Origin of the sequence: Flaviramulus basaltis, assembly GCF_900114265.1 — a bacterium.
GTDB lineage: Bacteria > Bacteroidota > Bacteroidia > Flavobacteriales > Flavobacteriaceae > Flaviramulus > Flaviramulus basaltis.
Genome location: NZ_FPKV01000002.1, coordinates 136,322 through 159,629, shown reverse-complemented (window position 1 = coordinate 159,629; position 23,308 = coordinate 136,322). Strand labels below are relative to the sequence as shown.

Below are 23,308 nucleotides of genomic sequence, written 5' to 3'. Positions count from 1 at the left end.
AATGGGTAATATTAATTAGTTTTTTGATTGCAAATTAAGAATGTACTTTGTCGGTATCTTCAATCTTTCCTAACTCAAAATATTAATTAACGAACCATTATTATAAATTAATAAATTAGAAAAGGGTTTTGAAATGAATATTTTTTATGCAAAGATAAACACACTTTTATAAGATGTTGTTTCAATTGAATTTATTAACAAAACATTACCCTTTGTCAGCTTTTTTCTTGAAGTTGTTTTAAAATAGTGTTGTTTACACTTTGTTTTTAAAAAATAAAATAAAATATACTTTGTTTAAATATTTAAGCTAATTCGAAATGAACAAATTAAAATTTTATTCGAAAACACAATTATTCTATTAGTAAATGGCGAATTCTGCGAATGGGTAATGATTTAATCTTTAGTATATTTATGCATGATTTAAAGATGTTTTTAAATATTTATGAATAGTAAATTTATAACCTCACGCTTTTTTTTGATCACATTTCTAATGGTTTGCAATGTGTTTATTGTGAAAGCTAAAAATAATGGTAATCCAGAAATTCACACATGGGAAATGCAAGAAATTGTACTTGAAGCTAAAAATGAATATGAAAATTTTTATACAGATGTTACGTGCTGGGTAGATTTAGAAGGTCCAGATTTTTCAAAACGAATTTATGGTTTCTGGAATGGTGATAATGTTTATATAGTTCGTATTGTCGCTACAAAAGCAGGATTATGGACATGGAAAAGTGGCTCAAACCAACCTACTGACAATGGATTAAACAACAATACAGGAGCGTTTAATGCCATTGATTGGACTGAAAACGAAAAAGAGCAAAATCCAAATCGACGTGGTTTTGTTAAACAAACTGAAAATGGACATGCATTAGAATATACAGATGGTACTCCTTTTTTTATGATTGGTGATACGTGGCTTGCTGGTTCTACCTGGCGATTACCATTTAGAAATGCCACTACTCAAAAAGATTATGTGCCAGGACCAGGAATTGGGTTTGAAGATGCCATTAATTATAGAGATAATCAGGGATATAATTCTGTAAGTATGATTGCAACTTTTCCTAATTGGGAAGCAGATAATTACCCAAGTACCTATGCAGATTCCAGTGGTATATTTTTAAGAAATGCTTGGGAAAAATTTGGGTATGATGTTTCTAATATGAAGGGCACCGATGCTTCTGGCGGATTGAGTTATTGGGGCACTTTTACTTCAAAAAATATGAGAGATGAATATGGAAACCTACCTTTTAATATGTCTGATAAACATAAAGGCGTTTCCAATTTTGATTACATTAATCCAGAATATTTTAAAAGTCTAGATAAAAAAATGGCTTTTCTGTCTGAACAAGGATTTGTAACTTTACTTGAAACTGTAAGAAGAGATGCAGGACCTTCTTGGAATGCCTATTTTGATTTTAATGAAAGTTTTGCACGTTACGTTCAATATCTTATTTCACGATATGGCGCTTACAATTTTATATTTAGTGGGATTCATTTGGATTGGATACCTAAAGAATTTAGTCTTACAGCCAATCAATTTAACGAAGCATTGACCTACCATTTAGAAAAATATGGTCCAATGCCATTTGGACAAATTCACACAACTTTAATAGATCGTTCTACATACAAAGCATTCGGACATGATAAAGATTGTCCTTGGTTAACAATGCATAGTGTTGGTAATAAGCCTCGAGACCATCGAGTTTCTTCAGCTATAGATACCCTTTTTAATCTCAACCCACCTTACCCAGCAATTAATTTTGAGCCTTATTATACAGGATGGAACCATTCTATTAATAAACCAAATGGAGAACGTCCTCCGGCTAACTCAGCTCGAGACAACTATTTTGCACGTGCACAAATGTATGGTTCGGTACTTTCTGGTGCGCTCTCAGGTCATGTACATGGTACAGCAGCATACGATATAACAACTATTGGAGAACCTGAAGGTGTGCGTCCTCATTTTTGGGAAGCATTAAAATATGATTCTGGAAGTGTTATGCAGCATCTAAATACGTTTATGCTTTCCGAAGGGAAAAAATACCAGAATTTGGAACCTGCGAGAAAATATGTTAATCCTAATAAATCCTCTGGTAGTCCTGAAATGGGATTAGATGGTTGGTCTTATATGATGCGAACTCCTAAAAAAGATTTTGCTTTATTGTATTTTGAAAACCAATCGGTTTTACCAGAATTGATTGATTTCACACCTAATGTATTTTATTCTTTAACTTGGTTCAATCCTCTTAGTGGAATATGGGGAAATTCAATAAGCATTAAAACTAATAAAAAAGGAGTGCTAAAGCTTCTTGAATTTCCCGATAAACAAAATCCATCTATTACAGATTGGGCACTCAAAATAATGCAAACAACTAAATAAAATCATATCTAATGAAAAAAATAATTTTAGTATTAATTATAATGAATTCTGGTATTTGCCAGTCTCAATTTTATGATTCTTTTGATAACAAACCCATCGATGGATGGTTCACATTAACAGGCGATGGCGATGCTACCATGGATTTTATTCAAAAAGATGGATATGCACGTATTTTGGTGGATGCCACAAAAGATAAGCATAATGTATGGTGGGCATTAATAAAACGAGATATTACCTCTTCGCTTGACTTAAGTAAATTAAGTGATCCTGATTTTGAATTAAGAGTTGAAGCCAAAATACGTGTTAGTCATGCGCCTAAACGCGTTAATTTTATGATAAACACACAAAGAACTACAAATTATCACAAACAATTAAGGGAGTTTGATATACCTGATACACAGGGTTGGCATACCATAAGCATGACAACAAAAGATTTGGATGCTGTTCCAGGAGACACACTTTATGTTCAGTTAGCAGCGACAGATTGGGGATTAGACACATTTTATGTTGATGTAGATTATTATCGTGCAGATATCATAAATATTAATGAAGCAGAATCAGACAAAGGAGAACCATTAATCTATCATCCAGAGGTTGCCGATTTGAAAACATTTTCTAATCATCTTGAAGTTACTCATGATGGTTTAATAAATTCAGATTTTCCTAATATAAATTTCAACGATTGGCATGTTAAAGAATCTACAGGAGATGCTAGAACATTAGCGGTAAATGCTAATCAATGGGCTATTCTTCGTTGGGATTTTGAAAATTTCAAAGATTTAAAGGCTAATGGTGCTGGTGTATTAGAATTTACAACACAGTCTGTTTCCAAAGGTGGAGATTATATTGAAAAATATGGTGAAGATCTTGGGGTTGAATTTGGTAAAGTTAGAGTCATAGAAATTTTTGGAGGCGATCCTTTTTGGGATCAAAAAACAGTAACTTATAATAATTTTATTGAGAAAAAAGTGTATTCTGATGTTTTTAATACACAAATGATTTTCGATATTGAACTTTCAGATGCACCAGGTAGTAAAAATTTTATTACGATTTCAAGACCCGTTTTACAACGATTGTTAGATGGAACTACTAAAGGATTACTTATTCGTCCGTTAGGTGCTGTTGATGCTTCTTTTTATGCCTCTGAAAACCAAATAGAAAATAATACACCAAAGCTACATTTTAATATTAAAAAATAAATCCAAATATTCATTTCTCATGAATTTAGATATCATGAAAAAATAATAGACATAAAAAAAGCCCATCAATATTGATGGGCTTTTTTACTAAACTTGAAAGTATATGTATTAGATAACTTTTACGTTCACTGCGTTTAATCCTTTGTTACCTTCTTGTAGATCAAATTCAACTTCGTCGCCTTCGCGAACTTCGTCAACTAATCCAGAAATGTGTACAAAGTGATCTCTTTCAACTCCTTCTTCTGTTATGAATCCAAATCCTTTTGCATCGTTGAAAAATTTTACTGTTCCTTTACTCATTGTAATATAATTTATTTTATTAATACTTTTTATAATGCAAAGATGGTGCCATTAAATAAGATAATAGCACTTTTATTATTTATTTTTCTTTTCCTCGCTCCTATTCTTCAAATAAAATGTATGGTTTTAATATAAAAAATCAAAACAAAGACTACGTAATAATAGCGTATTTGAATCCGTATCTTTGTACTTTCAATAATATTATAACTAAACATTTGCAACAGATAAAAGCGTACTTAGATCAAATAGCTATCATATCTAACTCAGATTGGGAATTTTTCACTTCAAAATTACAGCCTCGTGTAATTCCGAAGAAATCTGTTTTTTTAAAACTGAACGATATAGAAAATCATATTTCTTTTATTGAATCTGGTGTTGTACGCTTATATATTCCTAAGGACAATCCAGATAAAGAAATCACCTTTGGTTTTAGTTTTAAAGACCAGTTTATTAGTGCTTATGATTCCTTTTTAACACAAACACCTTCCGCTTACGAGTTACAAGCACTTACAGAAACAACGCTTTTAAGTATTACTTATGATGATTTACAAGCCGTTTATAAAAATACCCAAATAGGAAATCTTATAGGTAGATTAACAGCAGAGCGTCTCTTTTTATTAAAATCTAAGCGTGAACAAAACTTATTAAATCTTACAGCAGAAGAACGCTATATGAAGCTATTTAAAGAACGCCCAGAACTTTTAAAAGTTATTCCATTAAAATACATTAGTTCTTATATCGGAATTACTGCACAAGCTTTAAGCAGAATTAGAAAACGATTATAATAAACGTTTAATTGATTTAGGTTCATTGTTTGGCACGAATTCTGCAATTATCTTTGCAAAAAAAAGTTATGATTATAGTTATTTTCGTTTTAGTACTTTGGTATGGAGGCTTGTTTTTTCAGTCCTTCTTTTTGCACCGTTATGCCGCACATCAAGTATTTACCATGTCTAAAATTATGGAGCGTATTACCTTTATTTTAACTTGGATTTTTCAAGGCTCAAGTTATTTAAGTGCTTATGGTTACGGGATTATGCACCGTATGCACCATGCTTATACAGATACCGAAAACGATCCTCATTCGCCATCTCATGATGCTAATTTATTTGCGATGATGTGGAAAACAAAAACAATTTATCAAGATATTAATATGCAACGCATTGCAATAGATAAGCGTTTTACTAAAAATGTACCGCAATGGAAAGGATTCGACACATTTGCAAGTTCTCGCTTTTCTAGAATACTTTGGATTAGCGGTTATATTCTATTCTTTGCGTTTTTTGCAACTGCTTGGTGGCAATGGCTATTATTACCTATAACCTTTTTAATGGCACCTATACATGGTGTGATTATTAACTGGTTTGGTCATATTTATGGCTATGTTAATTATAAAATGAAAAACACGAGTAAAAATCTTTTCCGTTTTGATTTTTTAATGATGGGTGAAGGCTATCATAATAATCATCACAGACATGCAAGTCGTGCTAATTTTGGTGTAAAATGGTACGAGATTGATGTTACTTATTTAATTATAAAACTATTGGATGCCTTTGGTTTTATTAAGTTGAAACCTATTAGAGTTAAGAGTTAATAGGTTTACCCTCTTCTTCTAAAAGGTGTTTTTAAAGATAGACCTGTATCGCCTCCAGAAGTGAATATGCATTTGTTTTTTATTTGTAGCGTGTGGAGAACTCAAGAGATATTAAAGCCTTCGTCATCAGCCTTATATTATACAGCATGACATTTAAGCTTTTACTCTGGCACTAAAATGATTATTTATGTGTTTAATGGTCTTCTTTAACATGTAAAACATGTAATAAACGATGTGCAATTGGGGCAAAAATTACGGCTACGGTACTTAAAAAAGCAATGCCGCTAAAAAGCGCATAAAATGAAGCAAAAAGTTTGGCACCATCAGTTGGCATTTGATCCACCGGTCCCATTCCTGTTAAAATTAAGGACGCGTTATAAAAGGCATCTACCCAAGATATATTAGCATAATGATAATACCCAATGGTGCCAATACCTAATGAAAATACTATTAAAACAACTGAAAATAAAAAATACTTAATCACCCTTAAAATGAACTTTTTAAAAGGTAGAATTTGATGATTTTTATGTTCAAAGAAATGAGTTACTATTTTCTGTTTTTCAACCATTTATACATAGTTTTTAAAAATTAAACAACAGATAAGGAGTTTTATAAAATCTGTAATTATTAAGTTATAGTATTAATCTAATAAAGATAAATTATTAATTCCATTCTACATACTTTATGCTTGACTCCTAAGCTATCAGCCTAAAAATTTATTTCATTATAATATATAAGAGCTATTAAAGCCAAATAAAGTTCCATTTCTATAAGCAATTGGAACTCGTTTGAGTACTAATTTTTCAATGTTTAAAATCGCTCTTTTTTATTACCTTAGTTTTATGAATAAACAGCTTTCGACTAAAAAAATATATAACTACCTCAATAATGAAGAGGACGAACGGTCATCCAAGGGCATTAATGATGATGCTAGCGAGTACACACCAAAAAATTACTTTTTAATAATGCTTAGTAGTACCTTAACTAAACTTGGTGATACTTTAAGTAATCCTAAAACGGTATTAACTTGGGTTATGAGCTATGTAAATGCGCCTGTATACTTAATTAGTTTTATTGTTCCTATTCGCGAGTCTGGTTCCATGTTGCCTCAAATAGTGATTGCAGGATATATTAAAACGAAAAAAAAGCGCAAATGGATTTATGTTATTGGAAGCGTATTGCAATGTTTTAGTGTTATGGCTATTGGTTTTACAACGCTTTATACCACTGGTAGTAAAGCAGGTTGGTTCATTATGCTGTTTCTTGTTCTTTTTAGCTTATCACGAGGCTTATGTTCTGTTGCTTCTAAAGATGTTTTAGGAAAAACAATTCCTAAACAGAAAAGAGGCAAATTAAAAGGTTACACAGATTCTGTTGCTGGCGTATTGGTTTTACTAGCTGGACTTTATTTAATGTATCAATCTAAAAATGGAGCTGATGTTACTTTTTATAGTTACACCATATTTTTTGCAGGTAGCATGTGGTTGCTTTCAGCTTTAGTTTATGCTATGATAAGGGAATTTCCGGGTGAAACTTCTAATGAAAAAAATGGATGGAAAGAAGCTTTAGAAAGCATAAAAATAGTAAAGTCAGACACTCATTTTAGAAACTTTATTATAGCTAGATCGCTTTTGTTATGTTCTGCACTTACAGCTCCGTTTTATGTTTTATTAGCACAGAACTATTTAGGTAAAGAAGGATTTTTATTAGGATTGTTTATTCTCGTAAACGGACTAGCATCTATATTAAGTGCACCTGTTTGGGGAAGAATGGCCGATGTAAATAGTAAAAATGTAATGGTTATAGCGGCTATTATTGCATCTCTTTTAGGAATAATCATGTTTGTGCTTATTTCTTATGTTCCCAATTTAAAAAATGCATATTGGTTGTATCCTTTGGCTTTCTTTTTACTAGGTATTGCGCATAGCGGTGTGCGTTTGGGAAGAAAAACATATATAGTTGATATGGCTGAAGGAAATAAACGCACCGATTATGTCTCTATTAGTAATACCATTATTGGGTTAATTCTTTTAATCACTGGTGGTATTAGTGCTTTAGCATCTATGATTTCTACCGAAGGTATTATTTTGGTTCTTTCACTATTAGGTGTGTTAGGCGCTTACAAAAGCTATAAACTCCCAAATGTAGAATAGATTAAAAAGGAATTTGAAGGTTTAAATAATGTAAAGGGCAAATCCTCAAATAAGATGTGTTTTAAGACAATGTTTCTTTTCTATTAAACTTGTTTAGTGTTTCTAAGCCCTTTAAGGAAACTAAGTATTAGTTCATCTTTTTGTATATAGAAAATCTATTTTATGTGTGTCTAATAAAATGTTTTAGCACTAAAAATGGTTATTAATTTGAGAAATGAAATAAATTGAATTAATTTTCAAGAATGAAAAATTTTATATTTCTGCTCCTTTTTTTTAGCTTATTTTCTCAATTTATAGATGGTCAAAATGAAACAAAAACACTTAAACCTAAAGTAGCATTGGTTTTAAGTGGCGGTGGTGCAAAAGGCTTAGCTCACATCCCTACGCTACAACTTCTTGACTCATTAGGTATTGTGCCAGATCTTTTAGTAGGAAACAGTATGGGAAGTATTGTTGGCGGATTGTATGCTATGGGATATTCTGGAGATAGTATCGCAAATATTGCCAAAAATGCAAATTGGGATAAACTTATTGGTGGTGGCGTTTCTTTAAGGAATGTAAGTGTAGAAGAAAAAAGTGAATTTAATAGATACTTAATAGGAATGGATGTTGTTGAAGGAAAAATTAAATCGACATCCTTTATTTTAAATGATCAAAACTTAAGAGCTTTCATCTCTAACTTAACATATCCTGCTTATAACATTACAGATTTTGATAAACTATCTATTCCTTTTCGCGCCATAGCAACAGATATTGTAAATGGAAAAGAAGTTATTCTAGATCATGGAAGTTTGGCTTTTGCCATGAGAGCTAGTATGTCAATACCTGGTGCTTTTTCCCCCGTTCAATACGATAATACGCTTTTAATTGATGGTGGTGTACTCAATAATTTTCCTGTTGATGTTGCCAAAAATATGGGTGCAGATATTATTATTGGAAGTGATGTTGGTGGTGGTATGGAACCTAAAGAAAAACTAAACAATATTGCTACTTTACTTTTCCAAACAGGAATGCTTCACAGTAACCTTAAAAACCCTGAAAATAAAGCTTTATGTGATATATTGATTGAGCATACGCCTCATATTACATATACTACCGGCGATTTTGATAATAGTGTTGCTATATATGAAGAAGGGAAAATTGCTCTAGCTGAAAATAAAGATGCTTTAGTGAATTTATCTATAAAATTGAAAAAATTCAAACAACTATCTCACACTTTACCTTATGTAAAAGATGAAATTATTTTAGATACTATTGTTTATAATAACATAAGCAAATCCAACCTTGCTTTAGTAAAAGCTCGAACAAATATTAAACTTCATAAAAAATACACAAAACAAGAAATACTAGAGGGTATTAATCGTGCCATGGGAACCACAATTTTTAGCCATATCACTTTTAATCCTCCTGTGAAAGAAAATGAAAAAGGATTAGAATTAAATGGCTTTGAAAGATCTAAAGATGTATTAAAAGGCGCATTACATTTTGATAGTTACTATGGAGTTGGAGTTATTGTGAACTTTACTAGAAGAAATTTTATAGGTAGAGCTTCTAGATCGCTAGTTACTTTAGATATTGCAGAGAAACCTAGACTAAGAATTCAACACCAGAAAAATTTTGGTTCAGACAGAAATTGGTGGTGGCGATCCGAATTATATGGTCAGCAATTAGAACAAGATATTTTTATTAGTGGTGAGAATGTAGATAATTTAAGGTTTAGGTACTTTGATTTTGATAATCAAATTAATAGAAATATTAACTCCTTAAAAAGCTATGTAGGAATAGGGTTAAAATATCAAAACAACCACTTAAAACCTAAAATTGATCCTGAATTTAATAATAATGTTTATGACTTAATTAAGTACAATTACAATACTATTGAGTTGAATGCTCACTATAATCATAATAGTTTTGACAAAGTTTTTTATGCAACTGAAGGCACGTCTTTAAAAGCCTATTTAGGCAGATCAATACACAATAAACTTGATGTAGATTTTTATAATTCAACTTTTTCTAATATTAAAGGTTCTACAAATAACTACAGCAAATTAAGTCTGGATTTTGAAAAAAGATTTCAAGTATACAATAAAGCTACGGCAATTATTGGTGCTACAAGCGGTTTTATATTTCAGGATAATTTAAAAAATGATGACATTTCCTTTACGGAATACGGTATGGGATCTAAATATTACTTAGGTGGTGTTTTACTAGAGCCAAGACATGATAACTACATGTTACCAGGATTAAATGAAGGAGAAGTGCTAGCAAATCAATTTATAAAACTGAATCTTGGAATGCAATTCAATACCGCTAATAAAGTTTATATAACACCACATTTTAATATCGCCTCAATTGGTTTTGATGATTTTAGTGATTATATAGACAATGCCTTTTCTGCCAAAGGCAATTGGGAAGATGCTATTAAGCCTAGCATCCTAATTTCATCTGGTGCAATGCTATCTTATTCTTCATTATTAGGTCCTATTAATTTTGACGTATCGTGGGTTAATAGCACTAATAAAGTTCGGTTTTTTATTGGTATAGGTTTTAACCTTAGCAAATCTTAATAAACACCGATAATAAAATAAGTAAACAATAAACTTTTAAATTATACTGGAATTTGCTGGCTTAAACAATGCAAAGTACCAAAGCCCCAAATAAGATCGATAGCACTAATACCTATAATTTCTCTATCTGGAAAACATCCTGATAATATATTTAAGGCAATATGATCGTTGGCATCATTAAAAGTTGGTACTAAAACACAATTGTTTAAAATTAGAAAATTAGCATAACTTGCAGGTAAACTTAAACCATCAAATTTAATTTCACTTGGCATTGGCAAGGTTACAATCGTTGGTTTTTCACCATTTTCTAAAGAAGCTTGTTGTAATATTTTTAAATTATCTTGAAGTGGTTTGTAATTTGGGATTTTAGTATCAAATTCAACAACTGTAACAATAGTGTTTTCATTTACAAATCGGCATAAATCATCAATATGACCATGAGTGTCATCACCCAGAATACCATCACCTACCCAAATAACATTAGTGATGCCTAAATATTCTTTAAAAACAGCTTCGTAATCTGCTTTTGTAAAGCCTTCATTTCTTACTTGAATGCTTGAATGCAATAAACATTCTTCTGATGTTATTAAGGTTCCTTGGCCGTTAACTTCCAAAGCACCGCCTTCTAAAACTACAGGTTTTCCTTTGTAGGTCGCCTGTGTTAAAGGTATTTTTAAAAACTCTGATATTTTTTGAGGAACGTGCTTATCTAATTGATAATTAGAATATTTTGCCCAACCATTAAAATTGAAATTCAAGGCTTCTCTTTTTGTTCCATTCTTTACAATAATTGGTCCGGAATCGCGCATCCAACTTCTGTTGGTTTTATGAATAATAAAGGAAACCTTCTCAAGATTTACATGAGCGGTAGTTAACAATTCTTCTACTTTGACTTTTAAGTCTTTATTAGCAACAACTAAAAAAACAGACTCATATGTTGTTACTTTTTTAATAAATTCAACAAAAGCCCATTGAATCGCTTGATATTTCCCCGGCCAATCGTTTCCGTTATGAGGAAAACATAATAAAATGCCTTGTTGTTTCTCCCATTCTGCTGGAAACCTTCTCATTAATCTATAGCTCTTTTAGTAATGTCGCCAAAGGCATCTATACGTCTATCTCTAAAGAAAGGCCAATTTTGACGTACGTTTTCTTGTAAATCTAAATCTACTTTAGCCATTATAATTTCTTCTTGATCGTGGGATGCTTGTGCTAATATTTCTCCTTGTGGTCCTGCAATAAATGAAGCGCCCCAAAACTGTATACCTGCTGTTCCAGGAATGTATTGCTCCAACCCTATTCTATTGGCTGCTGCTACATAAACACCGTTTGCTACAGCATGACCTTTCATCACATTCATCCATGCGCCATATTGGTTTTCACCGTATTGCTCTTTTTCTTGTGGATGCCATCCAATTGCTGTTGGGTAGAATAAAACTTCTGATCCCTTTAACGCTGTTAATCGAGCCGCTTCTGGATACCATTGGTCCCAACAAATTAAAGTTCCAATATTCCCTTTTTTGGTCTTGTTGTTTTTAAACCCTAAATCACCTGGTGTGAAGTAAAATTTTTCATAAAAATGAGGATCGTCTGGAATATGCATTTTACGATATAAACCAGCTTCTGTTCCATCAGTATCAATAATATAGGCACTGTTATGGTAAATGCCAGCCATACGTTTCTCAAAAAATGGTACAACAATTACAACGCCTAATTCTTTTGCTAATTTGCTAAATGCAATAAAAGAGGTGCTGTATAAAGGTTCTGCTAATGCAAAATTATCTGTGTCCTCACTCTGGCAAAAATAGTGGCTGCTATAAAGTTCTGGTAAACAAATAACTTCTGCGCCTTGATTTGCAGCTTTTCTAACCCAATTAAGGCACTTTTTTAAATTATTTTCAGCGATATCATTGAGATTCAGCTGTATTACGGCTATAGTATAATTTTTCATCTGTGAATAAAAAAATGAGGTATAAAAGTACTTATTTTTTATAAAAACAAATGGTTATTTTTTTGAATTAGTATTTTAATTCTATTTACACTATTGTTTAGAGTTTATAACAAAAAAAGATAGTGTCATTTTATAATTACGACACTATCTTATACAAATACTAAAAATTTAAAAGGGATAAACTATTTTATAATTTTTAAGGTTTTGGTTTTGCTTCCATTTTTAAGTTTTACTTTATAAAAGATGTTGGTGTTTTCTCCTAGTTCGTAAGCGATAGTACAAGATACATTTTTAATAGACCAACCTGGATGTTCTAAAGCCACTTTTGAGCTCAACCTATAAGGTAATCTTATATTAGAAAAAGCTTGATTACTGCTTAAAATCTCTCCGTCTTTATTGTATATATTTTCAATTTCGTTAGTAGCTTCTTTAAAAGTTACGGTGTAAGTTGTTTTATTGTTTTTAATATAAACAGGATCTGCTTTAATATTATAATCTGCAACCACTTTTTGAAATGATATTATACGCTTAGAAATATCTGATGAAGTTAAACTCTTTATAAAATCTAAGTTACTAGAACTCTTTTTTGAAACATCAAATTTAATTGCCGGATTTACATTGACATAAGCCATGTCGTTTTGAGAGAAAGTAAGGTTGGTAAATCCTAAAAATAATAGACCAATCACTAAATTTTTCATGTGTTTTTAAATTTAAAAAATTATACATTTAGTTTTTGCTATTATTTCTATAGGAAACAAAAAAATAAAGTCTTAATTAAATAAAGTCTTAATTAGTAGAGTTATATTTTTGCTGTAATAAAAGTATTGTAAAACTTAATAGCTAGCTAATATTTTAAATAGACAAACAATAGACTGTTTTAAGATATTCAATAGACTACCTAAATAAAATATTTTTTAAATAACTGATTATCAATATTTTAATTTATTTTTATAAAAATTGAATAAATTCGTCTAAATTATCATCTTCAGAAAGATTTAGTTTTTTTCTAAGACGATAACGACTTGTATTTAACGATGATAATGTTATATTTTGAAGATTTGCAATAGCATGACTATCAATTTTTAAGCGAATTAAAGAACACAAACGAATTTCGGTTTTAGTGAGATTTGGATATTTGTTATGTAACACACTATAAAAGGAATCGCTTAATTTATCAAGACGCTCGTAAAAATCTTTAGTATCATGGTCAAACTTAATTTTGTTAAGTACATCTTGTTCAAAATCATCCAATAGCATTTTGCGTTCTCTACCATTAGTGGTTTTTAAATAATCTAATTTATTAGCCAGCGCTTTAGCCCATTCTTGATTTTGAGATAGATTTATAGCAAAGTCTGATAAATCTCTTTTTTTAGATTTTATTTCGGCTTGCAACTGTTGATTGTTTATAGATATTAATGCTTTAGATTGTTCTGCTAATTGTTGTTTGTTTTTAGCAATTATAAGGTTTTGATACCTGCGTACAAATAGTGATAACAATACTAATAGAACCAATATAGCAGAAAGCGTTATAATCCATAATTTTAAGCGTTGGCTTTTTATTTTACTTTCTTTCTGGACACGATCCATCGTAAAATTAAGTTTCACTTGGTCTAGTACAATACTATTTACAACCGATAGCCATTTTTGGTCTGTAGCTGCGCTTAGCTCATTTAAGCTATCTGCAAGATTTTTAACTTCTTTAGAAATTTTGTAGGTCTCTTCTAATTTATTCTGTTTAAAATATAAGAGTTCTTTCACTTTTAAAACCTCTAACCTAGAGGTAGATTGCACTTCTGAACTATAGTTTGGATGGTTAAGAATGTATTCTAACTCATTAAACGACTTATTAGCTTCATCAATATTATTTAAAGTAAGTGATGTAGAAACATATTGAGAACCAGCACTTATTAAGCGCGTTATATCTAGAGATTTAAAATCATCGATTATGGTATACTTATAAAACTCAAAATTATCATAATATAACTTATTAGCTTCTTTTATTTTGTTTTGCTCAACATAGATGTCGGCTATATTATCTCTAATACTTCCTAAAAGATAATGTTTGGGGAATTTACGTTGCGTGATTTCATAGGCTTTCTTAAATTGAATCAAAGCAGTTTCCAAATCATTCTTTGTTAAATAAAAAAAGAGTCCGTAATTATTTATTGAAGAAGGATAAGAAATTTTATCAAACTGTTTTGCGAATTTAATATTAAATTTATGTTGAATGGCCGCACTATCTGTATAAGAAACTTTAGCATAGTTATCGGCTAGCATATCATAACCAAAGGTTCTCATTTTTAAATACTCAATTTTTTCAGCTTCAGTTAAATTTTGTTCATTATCTCCATAATAATTAAAGAATGCTTTATATGAATTAATAGATTCTTTTGGCAAGCCAATAAGTCTAAACCAATTAGCTGAATGGAGATAAGCATTCAATTTTAAGGTATCATGTCCTTTTATATATGGAATGAGATCCAATTGCTGAAAATGTTGAGATAGATAAGTTTTAAGTTGTTCTTCGGAAAATGATTCTCTTCTAAAGGTTCTTATTTCACTTTGAGGAAATGAAGCTTCAATAGCTATATGCAATTCATTAAACTTCTTAAGCGCGGCTTCACTTGAGATTTGTGTTTGAGCATAATTGAAATTTGACGAAATTAGAACAATTACAAAAAGTAAACTTCGTAATAATTTTAAAAATCTCATTAATGTCTTGGTTAATGGTAATGAACAAATATACAACAAATCAACTGGTTTTGAGTGTGTTAGATTTTTTCTTTTTTTTGGTAATTCATATTTCGAATAAAACTTTCACTTCATTTTGAATAATTTTTATATCATCTTGTTATAAACTAAACACTTAACTATTCTTTTTTTTATATACTGCTTATAAATGTTTTCAAGACCTTTTAATTGATTAAATTTGGCGCATATTATCGAGTATAAAATTCACAACAAAATTATAATAAAGTGAAAAAAAAACTTAACGAATTAGCTGCAACAGCTATTTGCGGAAATGATATAAGTTCTTCTTGTTTATATGTATCAGCTCTAGCCATTGTTTACGCAGGTCAATACGCCTGGATATCTTTACTTATAGTATCTGTCATTCTTTTTTTATTTAGGAAAATTTACGGAGAAGTTGTAGGTGCTTTGCCTTTAAATGGTGGTGCTTATAATGCTTTATTAAATACAACTAAAAAATCTACAGCATCATTTGCAGCAACACTAACAGTATTATCTTATATGGCAACTGCTGTAATATCTGCAAGCGAAGCCATTAAATATGCACATAGTTTATGGAATGGAATCCCTATTGTTTCTGCAACCATCTTTTTGCTTTTACTTTTTATGGGATTGGTAATTTTAGGTATTGGAGAATCTTCTAAAGTCGCTATCGTTATTTTTATTTTTCATTTGAGTTCATTAGTTATTCTATGTCTTTTTAGCATTTATTTTTTGTTTAATAATGGATTTGATATACTTATCGAAAACTTTAACAAGCCTGTTGAAGGCGGTATTGTTTCCGCATTATTCTTTGGTTTTGCTGCAGCCATGCTTGGTATTAGTGGTTTTGAAAGCTCCGCTAATTATGTAGAAGAACAAAAGGATGGAGTTTTCCCTAAAACATTAAAAAACATGTGGATTATAATCACTGTTTTTAATCCGTTATTAGCCTTTTTAGCATTGGCAATTATTCCTTTATCCACAATTGATGCAAACGAAGAAACCTTGCTATCCTTTATGGGGAATTTAACAGGTGGAAATTGGCTTTTATATATCGTTTCTATTGATGCCACTTTAGTTTTAAGCGGTGCGGTTTTAACATCCTATGTTGGTGTTGGCGGTTTGGTAGAGCGTATGGCGTTAGACCGTATTTTACCAAGGGAATTACTTAAAAAAAATAAAAATGGAAGTTCATATTTCATTTTTATTATATTTTTCTTGTTATCAACCTCAATTCTAATATTAACACAAGGCGATTTAGAATCGTTGGCAGGAGTTTATACTGTAGCTTTTTTATGTGTTATGATTTTATTTGGTTTTGGGAATATGTTATTAAAAATTAATAGAAAAAAATTACCAAGACCAGAAGTTGCAAGTTGGTTATCCCTTTTTATTGCCATTTTAGGTATCGCGATTGCTTTAGTAGGAAATATTATGCTTAATCCTGAAGATGTAAGTATCTTTTTAGAATACCTCATTCCAGCTATTTTAGTTACTGGTTTCATGCTTTATAGGATTCCAATTTTAAGAGGTATTTTATTTTTTCTTGATTATATAACGCCAGAAAAAAATACTTTTTTTGGAAAAATTAGCCGATTTATTAAAATGGCGATTTATAAAATTAACTCTCAGCAGTTTGTTTTTTTTACAAACCACGATGATGTATCTGTTTTAAACAAAGTATTACAATACATTGAGGCGAATGAAAACACAAGACGTTTAAAAATTGTTGCTGTATTAAATGAAGATGAACATATTGCTCAAAATCTAAAAACGGATGTTAAGGTATTAGATAGAGCTTATCCAAAAATAGTTATTGAGTTTGTTGAAGAAGAAGGGGTTTTTGGACCAGAAAAAATTAAAGAACTCTCTAAACGATGGGATATCCCTATTAACTTTATGTTTATAGGTTCACCAGGAAAAAAATTCCTATATCGTGTAGAAGAATTAGGAGATGTTAGGTTGATAATTTAGCTTAAAATATCTCTCATTAACATTAAGCTTCTGTTTTTACAAAAAAAATAGATTTCATTTAATAAGAAGCATTATCTTCTTTACCTAGTATAATATCTCTTTTAGCAACAAATAGACCTTCTTCTTTATCAAGGTGAAGAATTCTATTAGGATTAGTTTGTTCTATTTGATCACGACATGAAGCTTTTAATAAAGGATCGTCATCAAAAACAAAAGTCTCAATTTTATGTTCTGGTTTTCCTGGTTCTTTAATAATAGGAAGTATTTGCTTTAATTCATTACCATATATATAAGATCCTGGAACAAATGTGTAAAATGTATAACGTCCATCAGCATCCGTTTTAATCCAACCTCTATGATGTACATAACGCTTTTTGTTTTCTCTTTTCAATTCAAAGTTTCCATCCTCATCAGTTTGGTGTATAAAAAGCAATACGTTTTTAGCAGGAGTAACACCATCACTTTCATAAATAGTACCTGTTATCTTCAATTTATTTGATTTTGAAGTGAAATCTGGAATAGTATCTACGTTGTTTAATTGTTTTTCTGAATAATCATAAATAGGACTACGTTTCTTGAAATTTTGAGGAATTTCATCAGATAGACTAGCTGTTTCTTGAGCATTTACAATATTAAAAGTACTTATAAAACAAGTTAAGCAAGTAAGAATAATTAGATTTTTCATGGGGTATTACTTTTTAATTTACTCAAAACTAAATAACTAAACCTTTGGTACATAAAAAAATCGTTTGAACTATAAAATTTCACGATGAACAGATAAAATGCAATTTTTATTAACAAATTCCCTCTTAGCTAAAAACTAACGAAATAACATTTTATATAATAATCATATAAAATATAGTACACATAATTATGTATTAATTATTTTACTACATATATTTTTGAGTTATTATCATAGTTTATTAAGTCTAATATTTTTAATTTAGAAATAACTAAAAAAAAGAAGTTTAAATTATGAAAACATCAACTATTAGCAGACGTAATTGGTTAAAATCCGGTCCTTTAACCTTAGCAGGTATAGCTATGTTGCCATCTGATATTTGGGCAAGTACAGTACATAATGCACAGATAAATAATAGGCCATTTTTGTTTGATGGACGTTATAAATTTAACGAATTCACACCTCCTATAACCGCCAAAGAAGAAGAATTAAAAGCTATTTTAAGAGCTAATGAAAATCCTTATGGTCCACCACCAAAATCGGCAGAAGCCTTTCAAAAAGAAGTGTTTACTGGAAATAGATATGCTTGGAAAACTTTAAACGATTTAGTTGATAAAATTGCTAAAAAAGAAGGTGTTAAACCGGAGCAAATTATGATGGGTCCTGGGTCATCAGACTTATTAGAAAAAACGGCAATGGTACTTTTTCAAAATGGTGGAAATGTGGTAAGTGCAGACCCAAGTTATATGTCGCTTATTGTTGTTGCAAAGTCTGTTGGAGGTTCATGGAAATCTTATAAACTATTAGAAGATTCACAACACGATTTAGATGCTATGGAGGCTGGTGTAGATGAAAACACAAAACTTGTTTATATATGTAACCCTAACAATCCTACAGGCTCAATAACAGACGCAAAGAAATTGTATGATTTTTGTAGTCGAGTTTCTGAAAAAGTCCCTGTTTTTGTTGATGAAGCCTATTTAGATCTTTCAGAAAACGGACTTAAAGATAGTATGGTTTCATTAGTAACAGAAGGTAAAGATGTTATTATAGCTCGTACTTTTTCTAAAATTCATGGAATGGCAGGTTTACGAGTTGGATATATTTTGGGTAAAGAATCTACATTAAATAAAATTAGTGAAGTTACCAGAGGTGGCATGGGTATTACGGGGCCATCTATAGCAGCAGCTACTACTAGTTTAGATGGGCATGATTTTTTGGAGTCTTGTAAAACAAAAATTGCTGATGCTAGAGCTTATACAATAGATTATTTAAAAGACAACAATTTTTCCTATTTACCATCAGAAACTAATTTTGTGATTTTTGAAATTCCTATGGAAGGAAAAGATTTTTTAGAAAAGATTTATGCTAAAAAAGTAGCAGTTAGGGCATTTAAATTTTGGGATAAAAACTGGTGTAGAGTTAGTATAGGTACTTTAGATGAAATGAAAATTTTCACTCAAGCTGTTAGTGAAATTTTTGTTTAGTATATGATGTATGAAGCGCTAGAAAAATCATTATCCTTTCTTATATTTATTTTTATTGGAATCCTTCTAAAATGGAGATTTTCTAATAAAGAAGAAGTTAATGGTATAAAAACCTTAATATTAACTCTAGCTTTACCTGCAACTATTTTTATTGCGCTTTTAAAGATTAAAATAGATAGTAATTTAATTATTCTACCTCTTTTTGCTATTCTATTTAACACGATACTTTTTTCTGTAAGTCCTATTTTCTTGTCTTTTTTAGGCTTTTCAAAAAACACTTCTGTATCTAATACAGCTAAACTATTACTACCATCATTAGCTCCTGGACTCTCTTGCTTTCCATTTATATTAGAATTTTTAGGTGATGATTATTTAGCAAAGGCAGCTATGGCAGATTTAGGAAACAAATTTTTTGTTTTATTTCTACTTTATTTAGTTGCTATTAGATGGCATTATGCAAACGTTCTATTTAAAAAAGCATCTATTTCTAATAAATTAAAATCACTTTTAAAAGCGTTAGTCACAGAGCCTGTTAATATTTTTATTTTTGCAGCTTTAATTTTAGTGTCATTTGGTATTACTCTAGAAAACCTTCCAAATTATATTAGTACCACATTAAACAGATTAAGTCTTATAATGACTCCGCTTGTTTTATTATTTATAGGGCTTGCAGTAAAAATTAAGCGTAAACAATTCTTTCAAATTTTCTCTTTATTAATGCTTAGAGCATCAATTGCTATTTTTGCTGTGCTTGCTATAATTAGTCTGTTAGATATTTCTATAGCTAAAGACATTTTATTTATGTTAGCTTTTTCATTAAGTGCCTGTAGTTTTTGGCCTTTTGCTCATATTTCAAGTATTTCATCAATGGAGAAAGACATAAATATTGAAAAAAGAACTTTTGATATTGATACAGCGTTATCAATATTAGCATTATCGTTGCCTATTTCGGTGCTATTAATTCTTGGAATTTTATCTGCTCATGACACCTTTACAAATTCAACAAACATTTTTATAATTGCTTTTTCATTACTTATACTAGGAAGCATTTACCCTATTACTAGGCTTTTAAAAAAAACTTTAGTGAGTAAATTTGATACAAGTTTTATAAAATCAAACCAAGATTCTGGACAAGAAGTTAAAGCAAATTAGTTTCAAACTTTTTAAAGAGTTATCTAATTAAAAAAATGGATGTAAAAAAAGCTTACTAGGAAAGATTGATGTGATGTTCCCAATCCCAAGTTTTTCCTTCATATCTTGACACAAGTGTTAATTTATTAACTTGAATCTGTCTATAATAATCTATTTCTTGAAATAAATCTAAGCTCTTATACAACATTTCTTTTCCTTTTGCATTAGAAATAGTCATGTGTAATAAATTAGGAATATTTAATGAGCTATATTTTCTATGTAAATCTCTAATCCATAAAATTTTAAGATTTTGTAATATTTGATTAATAATTTCATTCTCTGCTAACTTTAGAAATAATACCTCCGTTTTATTTTCAAACACATCAAAACCATTTATTTCTAATTGAAACTGTTTCATGTTTGACAGTTGATTAAAAGCTTTTAGCAAAAACTCTTGATAGCCGTAATCCATTTCAAAAGTAGCTAAAGTAATATGAGGAATTGATTTTGAAAATTTCTGATTGCCAAAAGTCTCTATAAACATCCTTTTTAAAGCAACAATCTCGTTGTAAATAGGGTTAAGTGGTACAATTCTAAGGCTATATATTTTTATTGGAAACATTTTAAATAATGTTTAACTATAACACTTAAAGATAAAAAAAAAACCAGCAAAAAATCATTTTGCTGGTCTTATTATTATTGAAGTTTTATATAGCTAACTAACTGCTAGTCAAACTAACTTTTAATTCAATTTTCGTGTTTAATAATTTTGAAATAGGACAAACTTCTTTTGCTTTATTAGCTATTTGTTGAAATTGTTCTGCATCAATATTTGGAACATCTCCTTCTAAGTTTAAAACAACTTGTGTAATGCTTCCATCTTCAAAAGTAACAGTAGCATCAACATCTAAAGTTGTCGCTGTAAATTCAGCTTCGTTTAATAAAAAACTTAATTGCATAGCAAAACAACCTGCGTGTGCTGCTCCAATAAGTTCTTCTGGATTTGTACCTTTTTCTCCATCTTCAAAACGCGTATGAAATGAATATTGAGTATTTTCAAGTACTTTACTTCCTGTTGTTAATGATCCTTTTCCTTCTTTGCCACTACCCTTCCATTGGGCATTAGCTTTTCTTGTAAATTTCATAATCTTTATTTACTAAATGTTTTGTTTAATAAGTCTTGTAATGCTACCCATGATTTTGCATCGGCTTCTGCATTATATTCTAAAGGTAATTCAAACTTTTTACCTAAAGCATCTGCACCTTTACTGGTATAAGCATGTTTTGCACCAGGATATGATACATACTCATAATCTGCATGAACACTATCCATAGCATGTTTAAAGTTTGTAACCGATTCTGGTGAAACAAAAGGATCATCTGCTCCATTTGCAACTAATACTTTTGCTTTTAGCTTATCGTTTGGCATGATTGGTAATTGCACACCACTATGAAATGCTGCAACAGCATCTAAATCTTCGCCTGCATTTGCCATAGTTAGTACAACACTACCACCAAAGCAATATCCAACAGCAGCTATTTTTGTACTATCCACCGATGGATTATTTTTTAAAACCTCTAAGGCTGCATCAAAACGTGCCTTAGCGACATCTATGTTTTGCATCACCATTCCAGAAAATTTTCCTGCATCTTGTGGATGTGCTGCTTGTTTGCCATCGCCATACATATCAATTGCAATAGCTGTATAACCTAAATCTGCTAGCATATCTGCACGTTCGCGTGTATAATCATTATGTCCCCACCATTCGTGAACGACAATAATTCCCGGACGTTTACCTTCAATGTTTTTATCGTAAACAATATAACCTTTCATTTCAGTGCTATCTGCACTATATGTTACTTCAGAACCTTCTAGTTTAACCTCTTTTGTAACAACATCTTCAACTTTCTCTTTTGGCTTTTCCTTACATGATGTAAAAGCACCTAATGCAAGTGTAGCAATAAGTAGTGTGTTTTTAATTTTAAATTGTTTTTTCATAAGTTTTATTTTTAATTAAGCAAGTTGTTCTTTTGTTACAGCTGGATAATCGGTATACCCCTTTTCTCCAGGTGTATAAAAAGTATCTTCATCCCATTCAGCTAATTTAATATTATTTTCAAAGCGTTCTACCAAATCTGGATTAGAGATATATAGTTTACCAAAAGCTACTAAATCGGCATTTTCAGAGTCTATTATTTCATTTCCTGTTTCTTGTGTAAATCCTGCATTAATCATTAAAGTTCCGTTGTAAAGCGGTCTAAAATGTTTAGCAATTTCTGTAACTGCATAAGGAATATCTGAAACATCATTAAATGGCTCTGATAAATGAACGTAAGCCAAATTATAATCGTTTAACTTTTTAATAATATATTCGAAAGTAGGAATAGTTTCTTCATCCATAGTCATTCCAAAAATACCATTTAATGAAGGATTAAATCTCGCTCCTATTTTTTCTTCTGGAATGACTTCTTTAACAGCATCTAAAACCTCAAAGAAGAAACGTGCCTTGTTTTCTATACTTCCTCCATATTCATCCATTCTATGATTTGAAGTTCCGTTGAAGAATTGGTGAAATAAATAACCATTTGAAGAATGAATTTCTACACCATCAAAACCAGCATCAATAGCATTTTTTGCTGCATTTTGAAAATCGGTGATAGTTTGTTCTATATCAGATTTGGTCATAGCCTTTGGTGCTACAGTATCTTTAAAACCACTTGGTGTATACGATTTTGAATCTGGATTTATGTCTGAGGCCGATAAAGGTAAATCACCATCATGAAAATCGGGATGAGACATACGACCAACATGCCATAATTGAATAAATATTTTACCACCTTTATCATGCACACGCTTGGTTACTTTTTTCCAGCCTTCAACTTGTTCTTCAGAATATATTCCTGGTGTATTAATGTAACCTACAGCTTTTTTAGATACTTGTGATCCTTCTGTAATAATTAAGCCTGCAGATGCGCGTTGTTCGTAATAAATACCTTGTAAATCATCTGTTGGTTTATGGTCATCATTAACGGCTCTACTTCGCGTCATTGGTGCCATTACCACTCTGTTTTTAAGGTTTAAGTTTTTACTTATATACGGTTTTAATAAAGATTGATTGCTCATTGTTTGTGATATTTATTTTAAAATTTATTC

Annotated in this window: 20 protein-coding genes; 9 read left to right on the top strand and 11 right to left on the bottom strand. The window is 30.5% G+C overall.

Going from position 1 to position 23,308, the window contains the following annotated elements; all coding sequences use genetic code 11:
• The first annotated feature begins 511 nt into the window (after nucleotides 1-511).
• Both BT151_RS07345 and BT151_RS07340 read left to right on the top strand, forming a co-directional pair.
• Nucleotides 512-2,383, top strand: coding sequence for a DUF5060 domain-containing protein (locus tag BT151_RS07345; protein ID WP_216231095.1), 1,872 nt, complete (start codon nucleotides 512-514; stop codon nucleotides 2,381-2,383).
• 11 nt (nucleotides 2,384-2,394) lie between these two features.
• A complete protein-coding gene (locus tag BT151_RS07340; protein WP_072401154.1) occupies nucleotides 2,395-3,582 on the top strand; it encodes a carbohydrate binding domain-containing protein in 1,188 nt (395 codons plus the stop codon).
• Nucleotides 3,583-3,690: 108 nt separating this feature from the next.
• On the opposite strand, the gene BT151_RS07335 is transcribed toward BT151_RS07340, so the two are convergent.
• Nucleotides 3,691-3,882: a cold-shock protein gene (locus BT151_RS07335; protein WP_072401153.1), complete on the bottom strand. Its 192-nt coding sequence runs from the start codon at nucleotides 3,880-3,882 to the stop codon at nucleotides 3,691-3,693.
• A gap of 215 nt (nucleotides 3,883-4,097) precedes the next feature.
• Here BT151_RS07335 and BT151_RS07330 point away from each other — a divergent pair, with 215 nt between their 5' ends.
• Complete coding sequence (locus BT151_RS07330) at nucleotides 4,098-4,667, top strand: Crp/Fnr family transcriptional regulator (protein ID WP_072402598.1); 570 nt, start codon at nucleotides 4,098-4,100, stop codon at nucleotides 4,665-4,667.
• Between the two features lie 68 nt (nucleotides 4,668-4,735).
• Complete coding sequence (locus BT151_RS07325) at nucleotides 4,736-5,476, top strand: acyl-CoA desaturase (protein WP_072401152.1); 741 nt, start codon at nucleotides 4,736-4,738, stop codon at nucleotides 5,474-5,476.
• A gap of 193 nt (nucleotides 5,477-5,669) precedes the next feature.
• Here the strand turns inward: BT151_RS07325 and BT151_RS07320 are convergent, their stop codons facing one another.
• On the bottom strand, nucleotides 5,670-6,044 hold the full coding sequence (locus BT151_RS07320; RefSeq protein ID WP_072401151.1) for a hypothetical protein: 375 nt from the start codon (nucleotides 6,042-6,044) through the stop codon (nucleotides 5,670-5,672).
• A gap of 274 nt (nucleotides 6,045-6,318) precedes the next feature.
• On the opposite strand from BT151_RS07320, the gene BT151_RS07315 reads away from it, so the two are divergent.
• Entirely contained in the window at nucleotides 6,319-7,629 is a 1,311-nt protein-coding gene (locus tag BT151_RS07315; protein WP_072401150.1) for an MFS transporter, read from the top strand.
• Between the two features lie 242 nt (nucleotides 7,630-7,871).
• Nucleotides 7,872-10,196 carry a patatin-like phospholipase family protein gene (locus tag BT151_RS07310; protein ID WP_084647900.1) on the top strand — a complete coding sequence of 775 codons (2,325 nt, stop codon included), beginning with the start codon at nucleotides 7,872-7,874 and terminating at the stop codon, nucleotides 10,194-10,196.
• 41 nt (nucleotides 10,197-10,237) lie between these two features.
• Here BT151_RS07310 and BT151_RS07305 read toward each other — a convergent pair whose 3' ends face one another.
• The 4 genes from BT151_RS07305 to BT151_RS07290 form a co-directional block, all read right to left on the bottom strand.
• Nucleotides 10,238-11,266 (bottom strand): agmatine deiminase family protein, encoded by a 1,029-nt coding sequence (locus BT151_RS07305; protein WP_072401149.1) that lies wholly within the window; start codon nucleotides 11,264-11,266, stop codon nucleotides 10,238-10,240.
• A complete protein-coding gene (locus BT151_RS07300; RefSeq protein ID WP_072401148.1) occupies nucleotides 11,266-12,147 on the bottom strand; it encodes a carbon-nitrogen hydrolase in 882 nt (293 codons plus the stop codon). The genes BT151_RS07305 and BT151_RS07300 overlap by 1 nt, the downstream gene beginning before the upstream one ends.
• A 182-nt stretch (nucleotides 12,148-12,329) precedes the next feature.
• Entirely contained in the window at nucleotides 12,330-12,845 is a 516-nt protein-coding gene (locus tag BT151_RS07295; protein ID WP_072401147.1) for a hypothetical protein, read from the bottom strand.
• Nucleotides 12,846-13,095: 250 nt separating this feature from the next.
• Nucleotides 13,096-14,859, bottom strand: a complete 1,764-nt coding sequence (locus BT151_RS07290; RefSeq protein WP_072401146.1) for a transcriptional regulator — start codon at nucleotides 14,857-14,859, stop codon at nucleotides 13,096-13,098.
• A 264-nt stretch (nucleotides 14,860-15,123) separates the two neighbouring features.
• On the opposite strand from BT151_RS07290, the gene BT151_RS07285 reads away from it, so the two are divergent.
• Entirely contained in the window at nucleotides 15,124-16,854 is a 1,731-nt protein-coding gene (locus BT151_RS07285) for an APC family permease (RefSeq protein WP_072401145.1), read from the top strand.
• A gap of 58 nt (nucleotides 16,855-16,912) precedes the next feature.
• On the opposite strand, the gene BT151_RS07280 is transcribed toward BT151_RS07285, so the two are convergent.
• Nucleotides 16,913-17,539: a dioxygenase family protein gene (locus BT151_RS07280; protein WP_072401144.1), complete on the bottom strand. Its 627-nt coding sequence runs from the start codon at nucleotides 17,537-17,539 to the stop codon at nucleotides 16,913-16,915.
• 290 nt (nucleotides 17,540-17,829) lie between these two features.
• Between BT151_RS07280 and BT151_RS07275 the strand changes: the two genes are divergently transcribed.
• A complete protein-coding gene (locus BT151_RS07275; RefSeq protein WP_072401143.1) occupies nucleotides 17,830-19,023 on the top strand; it encodes a pyridoxal phosphate-dependent aminotransferase in 1,194 nt (397 codons plus the stop codon).
• A gap of 3 nt (nucleotides 19,024-19,026) precedes the next feature.
• The gene (locus BT151_RS07270; RefSeq protein ID WP_216231093.1) at nucleotides 19,027-20,175 is read left to right on the top strand and encodes an AEC family transporter; all 1,149 of its coding nucleotides are present in this window, start codon (nucleotides 19,027-19,029) and stop codon (nucleotides 20,173-20,175) included.
• A 55-nt stretch (nucleotides 20,176-20,230) separates the two neighbouring features.
• Here the strand turns inward: BT151_RS07270 and BT151_RS07265 are convergent, their stop codons facing one another.
• The 4 genes from BT151_RS07265 to BT151_RS07250 all read right to left on the bottom strand — a co-directional run bounded on the left by BT151_RS07265 (nucleotide 20,231) and on the right by BT151_RS07250 (nucleotide 23,278).
• The gene (locus BT151_RS07265; protein ID WP_072401142.1) at nucleotides 20,231-20,776 is read right to left on the bottom strand and encodes a 2'-5' RNA ligase family protein; all 546 of its coding nucleotides are present in this window, start codon (nucleotides 20,774-20,776) and stop codon (nucleotides 20,231-20,233) included.
• A 97-nt stretch (nucleotides 20,777-20,873) separates the two neighbouring features.
• Nucleotides 20,874-21,299: an OsmC family protein gene (locus BT151_RS07260; protein WP_072401141.1), complete on the bottom strand. Its 426-nt coding sequence runs from the start codon at nucleotides 21,297-21,299 to the stop codon at nucleotides 20,874-20,876.
• 5 nt (nucleotides 21,300-21,304) lie between these two features.
• On the bottom strand, nucleotides 21,305-22,153 hold the full coding sequence (locus tag BT151_RS07255) for a dienelactone hydrolase family protein (RefSeq protein WP_072401140.1): 849 nt from the start codon (nucleotides 22,151-22,153) through the stop codon (nucleotides 21,305-21,307).
• A 15-nt stretch (nucleotides 22,154-22,168) separates the two neighbouring features.
• Entirely contained in the window at nucleotides 22,169-23,278 is a 1,110-nt protein-coding gene (locus BT151_RS07250) for an alkene reductase (protein ID WP_072401139.1), read from the bottom strand.
• Between the last annotated feature and the right edge of the window lie 30 nt (nucleotides 23,279-23,308).

Coding starts and splice junctions, on each gene's coding strand:
- BT151_RS07340 (WP_072401154.1), top strand. CDS start 2,395: ATGAAAAAAATAATTTTAGTATTAATTATAATGAATTCTGGTATTTGC.
- BT151_RS07335 (WP_072401153.1), bottom strand. CDS start 3,882: ATGAGTAAAGGAACAGTAAAATTTTTCAACGATGCAAAAGGATTTGGA.
- BT151_RS07325 (WP_072401152.1), top strand. CDS start 4,736: ATGATTATAGTTATTTTCGTTTTAGTACTTTGGTATGGAGGCTTGTTT.
- BT151_RS07320 (WP_072401151.1), bottom strand. CDS start 6,044: ATGGTTGAAAAACAGAAAATAGTAACTCATTTCTTTGAACATAAAAAT.
- BT151_RS07315 (WP_072401150.1), top strand. CDS start 6,319: ATGAATAAACAGCTTTCGACTAAAAAAATATATAACTACCTCAATAAT.
- BT151_RS07310 (WP_084647900.1), top strand. CDS start 7,872: ATGAAAAATTTTATATTTCTGCTCCTTTTTTTTAGCTTATTTTCTCAA.
- BT151_RS07305 (WP_072401149.1), bottom strand. CDS start 11,266: ATGAGAAGGTTTCCAGCAGAATGGGAGAAACAACAAGGCATTTTATTA.
- BT151_RS07300 (WP_072401148.1), bottom strand. CDS start 12,147: ATGAAAAATTATACTATAGCCGTAATACAGCTGAATCTCAATGATATC.
- BT151_RS07295 (WP_072401147.1), bottom strand. CDS start 12,845: ATGAAAAATTTAGTGATTGGTCTATTATTTTTAGGATTTACCAACCTT.
- BT151_RS07290 (WP_072401146.1), bottom strand. CDS start 14,859: ATGAGATTTTTAAAATTATTACGAAGTTTACTTTTTGTAATTGTTCTA.
- BT151_RS07280 (WP_072401144.1), bottom strand. CDS start 17,539: ATGAAAAATCTAATTATTCTTACTTGCTTAACTTGTTTTATAAGTACT.
- BT151_RS07275 (WP_072401143.1), top strand. CDS start 17,830: ATGAAAACATCAACTATTAGCAGACGTAATTGGTTAAAATCCGGTCCT.
- BT151_RS07270 (WP_216231093.1), top strand. CDS start 19,027: ATGATGTATGAAGCGCTAGAAAAATCATTATCCTTTCTTATATTTATT.
- BT151_RS07265 (WP_072401142.1), bottom strand. CDS start 20,776: ATGTTTCCAATAAAAATATATAGCCTTAGAATTGTACCACTTAACCCT.
- BT151_RS07260 (WP_072401141.1), bottom strand. CDS start 21,299: ATGAAATTTACAAGAAAAGCTAATGCCCAATGGAAGGGTAGTGGCAAA.
- BT151_RS07255 (WP_072401140.1), bottom strand. CDS start 22,153: ATGAAAAAACAATTTAAAATTAAAAACACACTACTTATTGCTACACTT.
- BT151_RS07250 (WP_072401139.1), bottom strand. CDS start 23,278: ATGAGCAATCAATCTTTATTAAAACCGTATATAAGTAAAAACTTAAAC.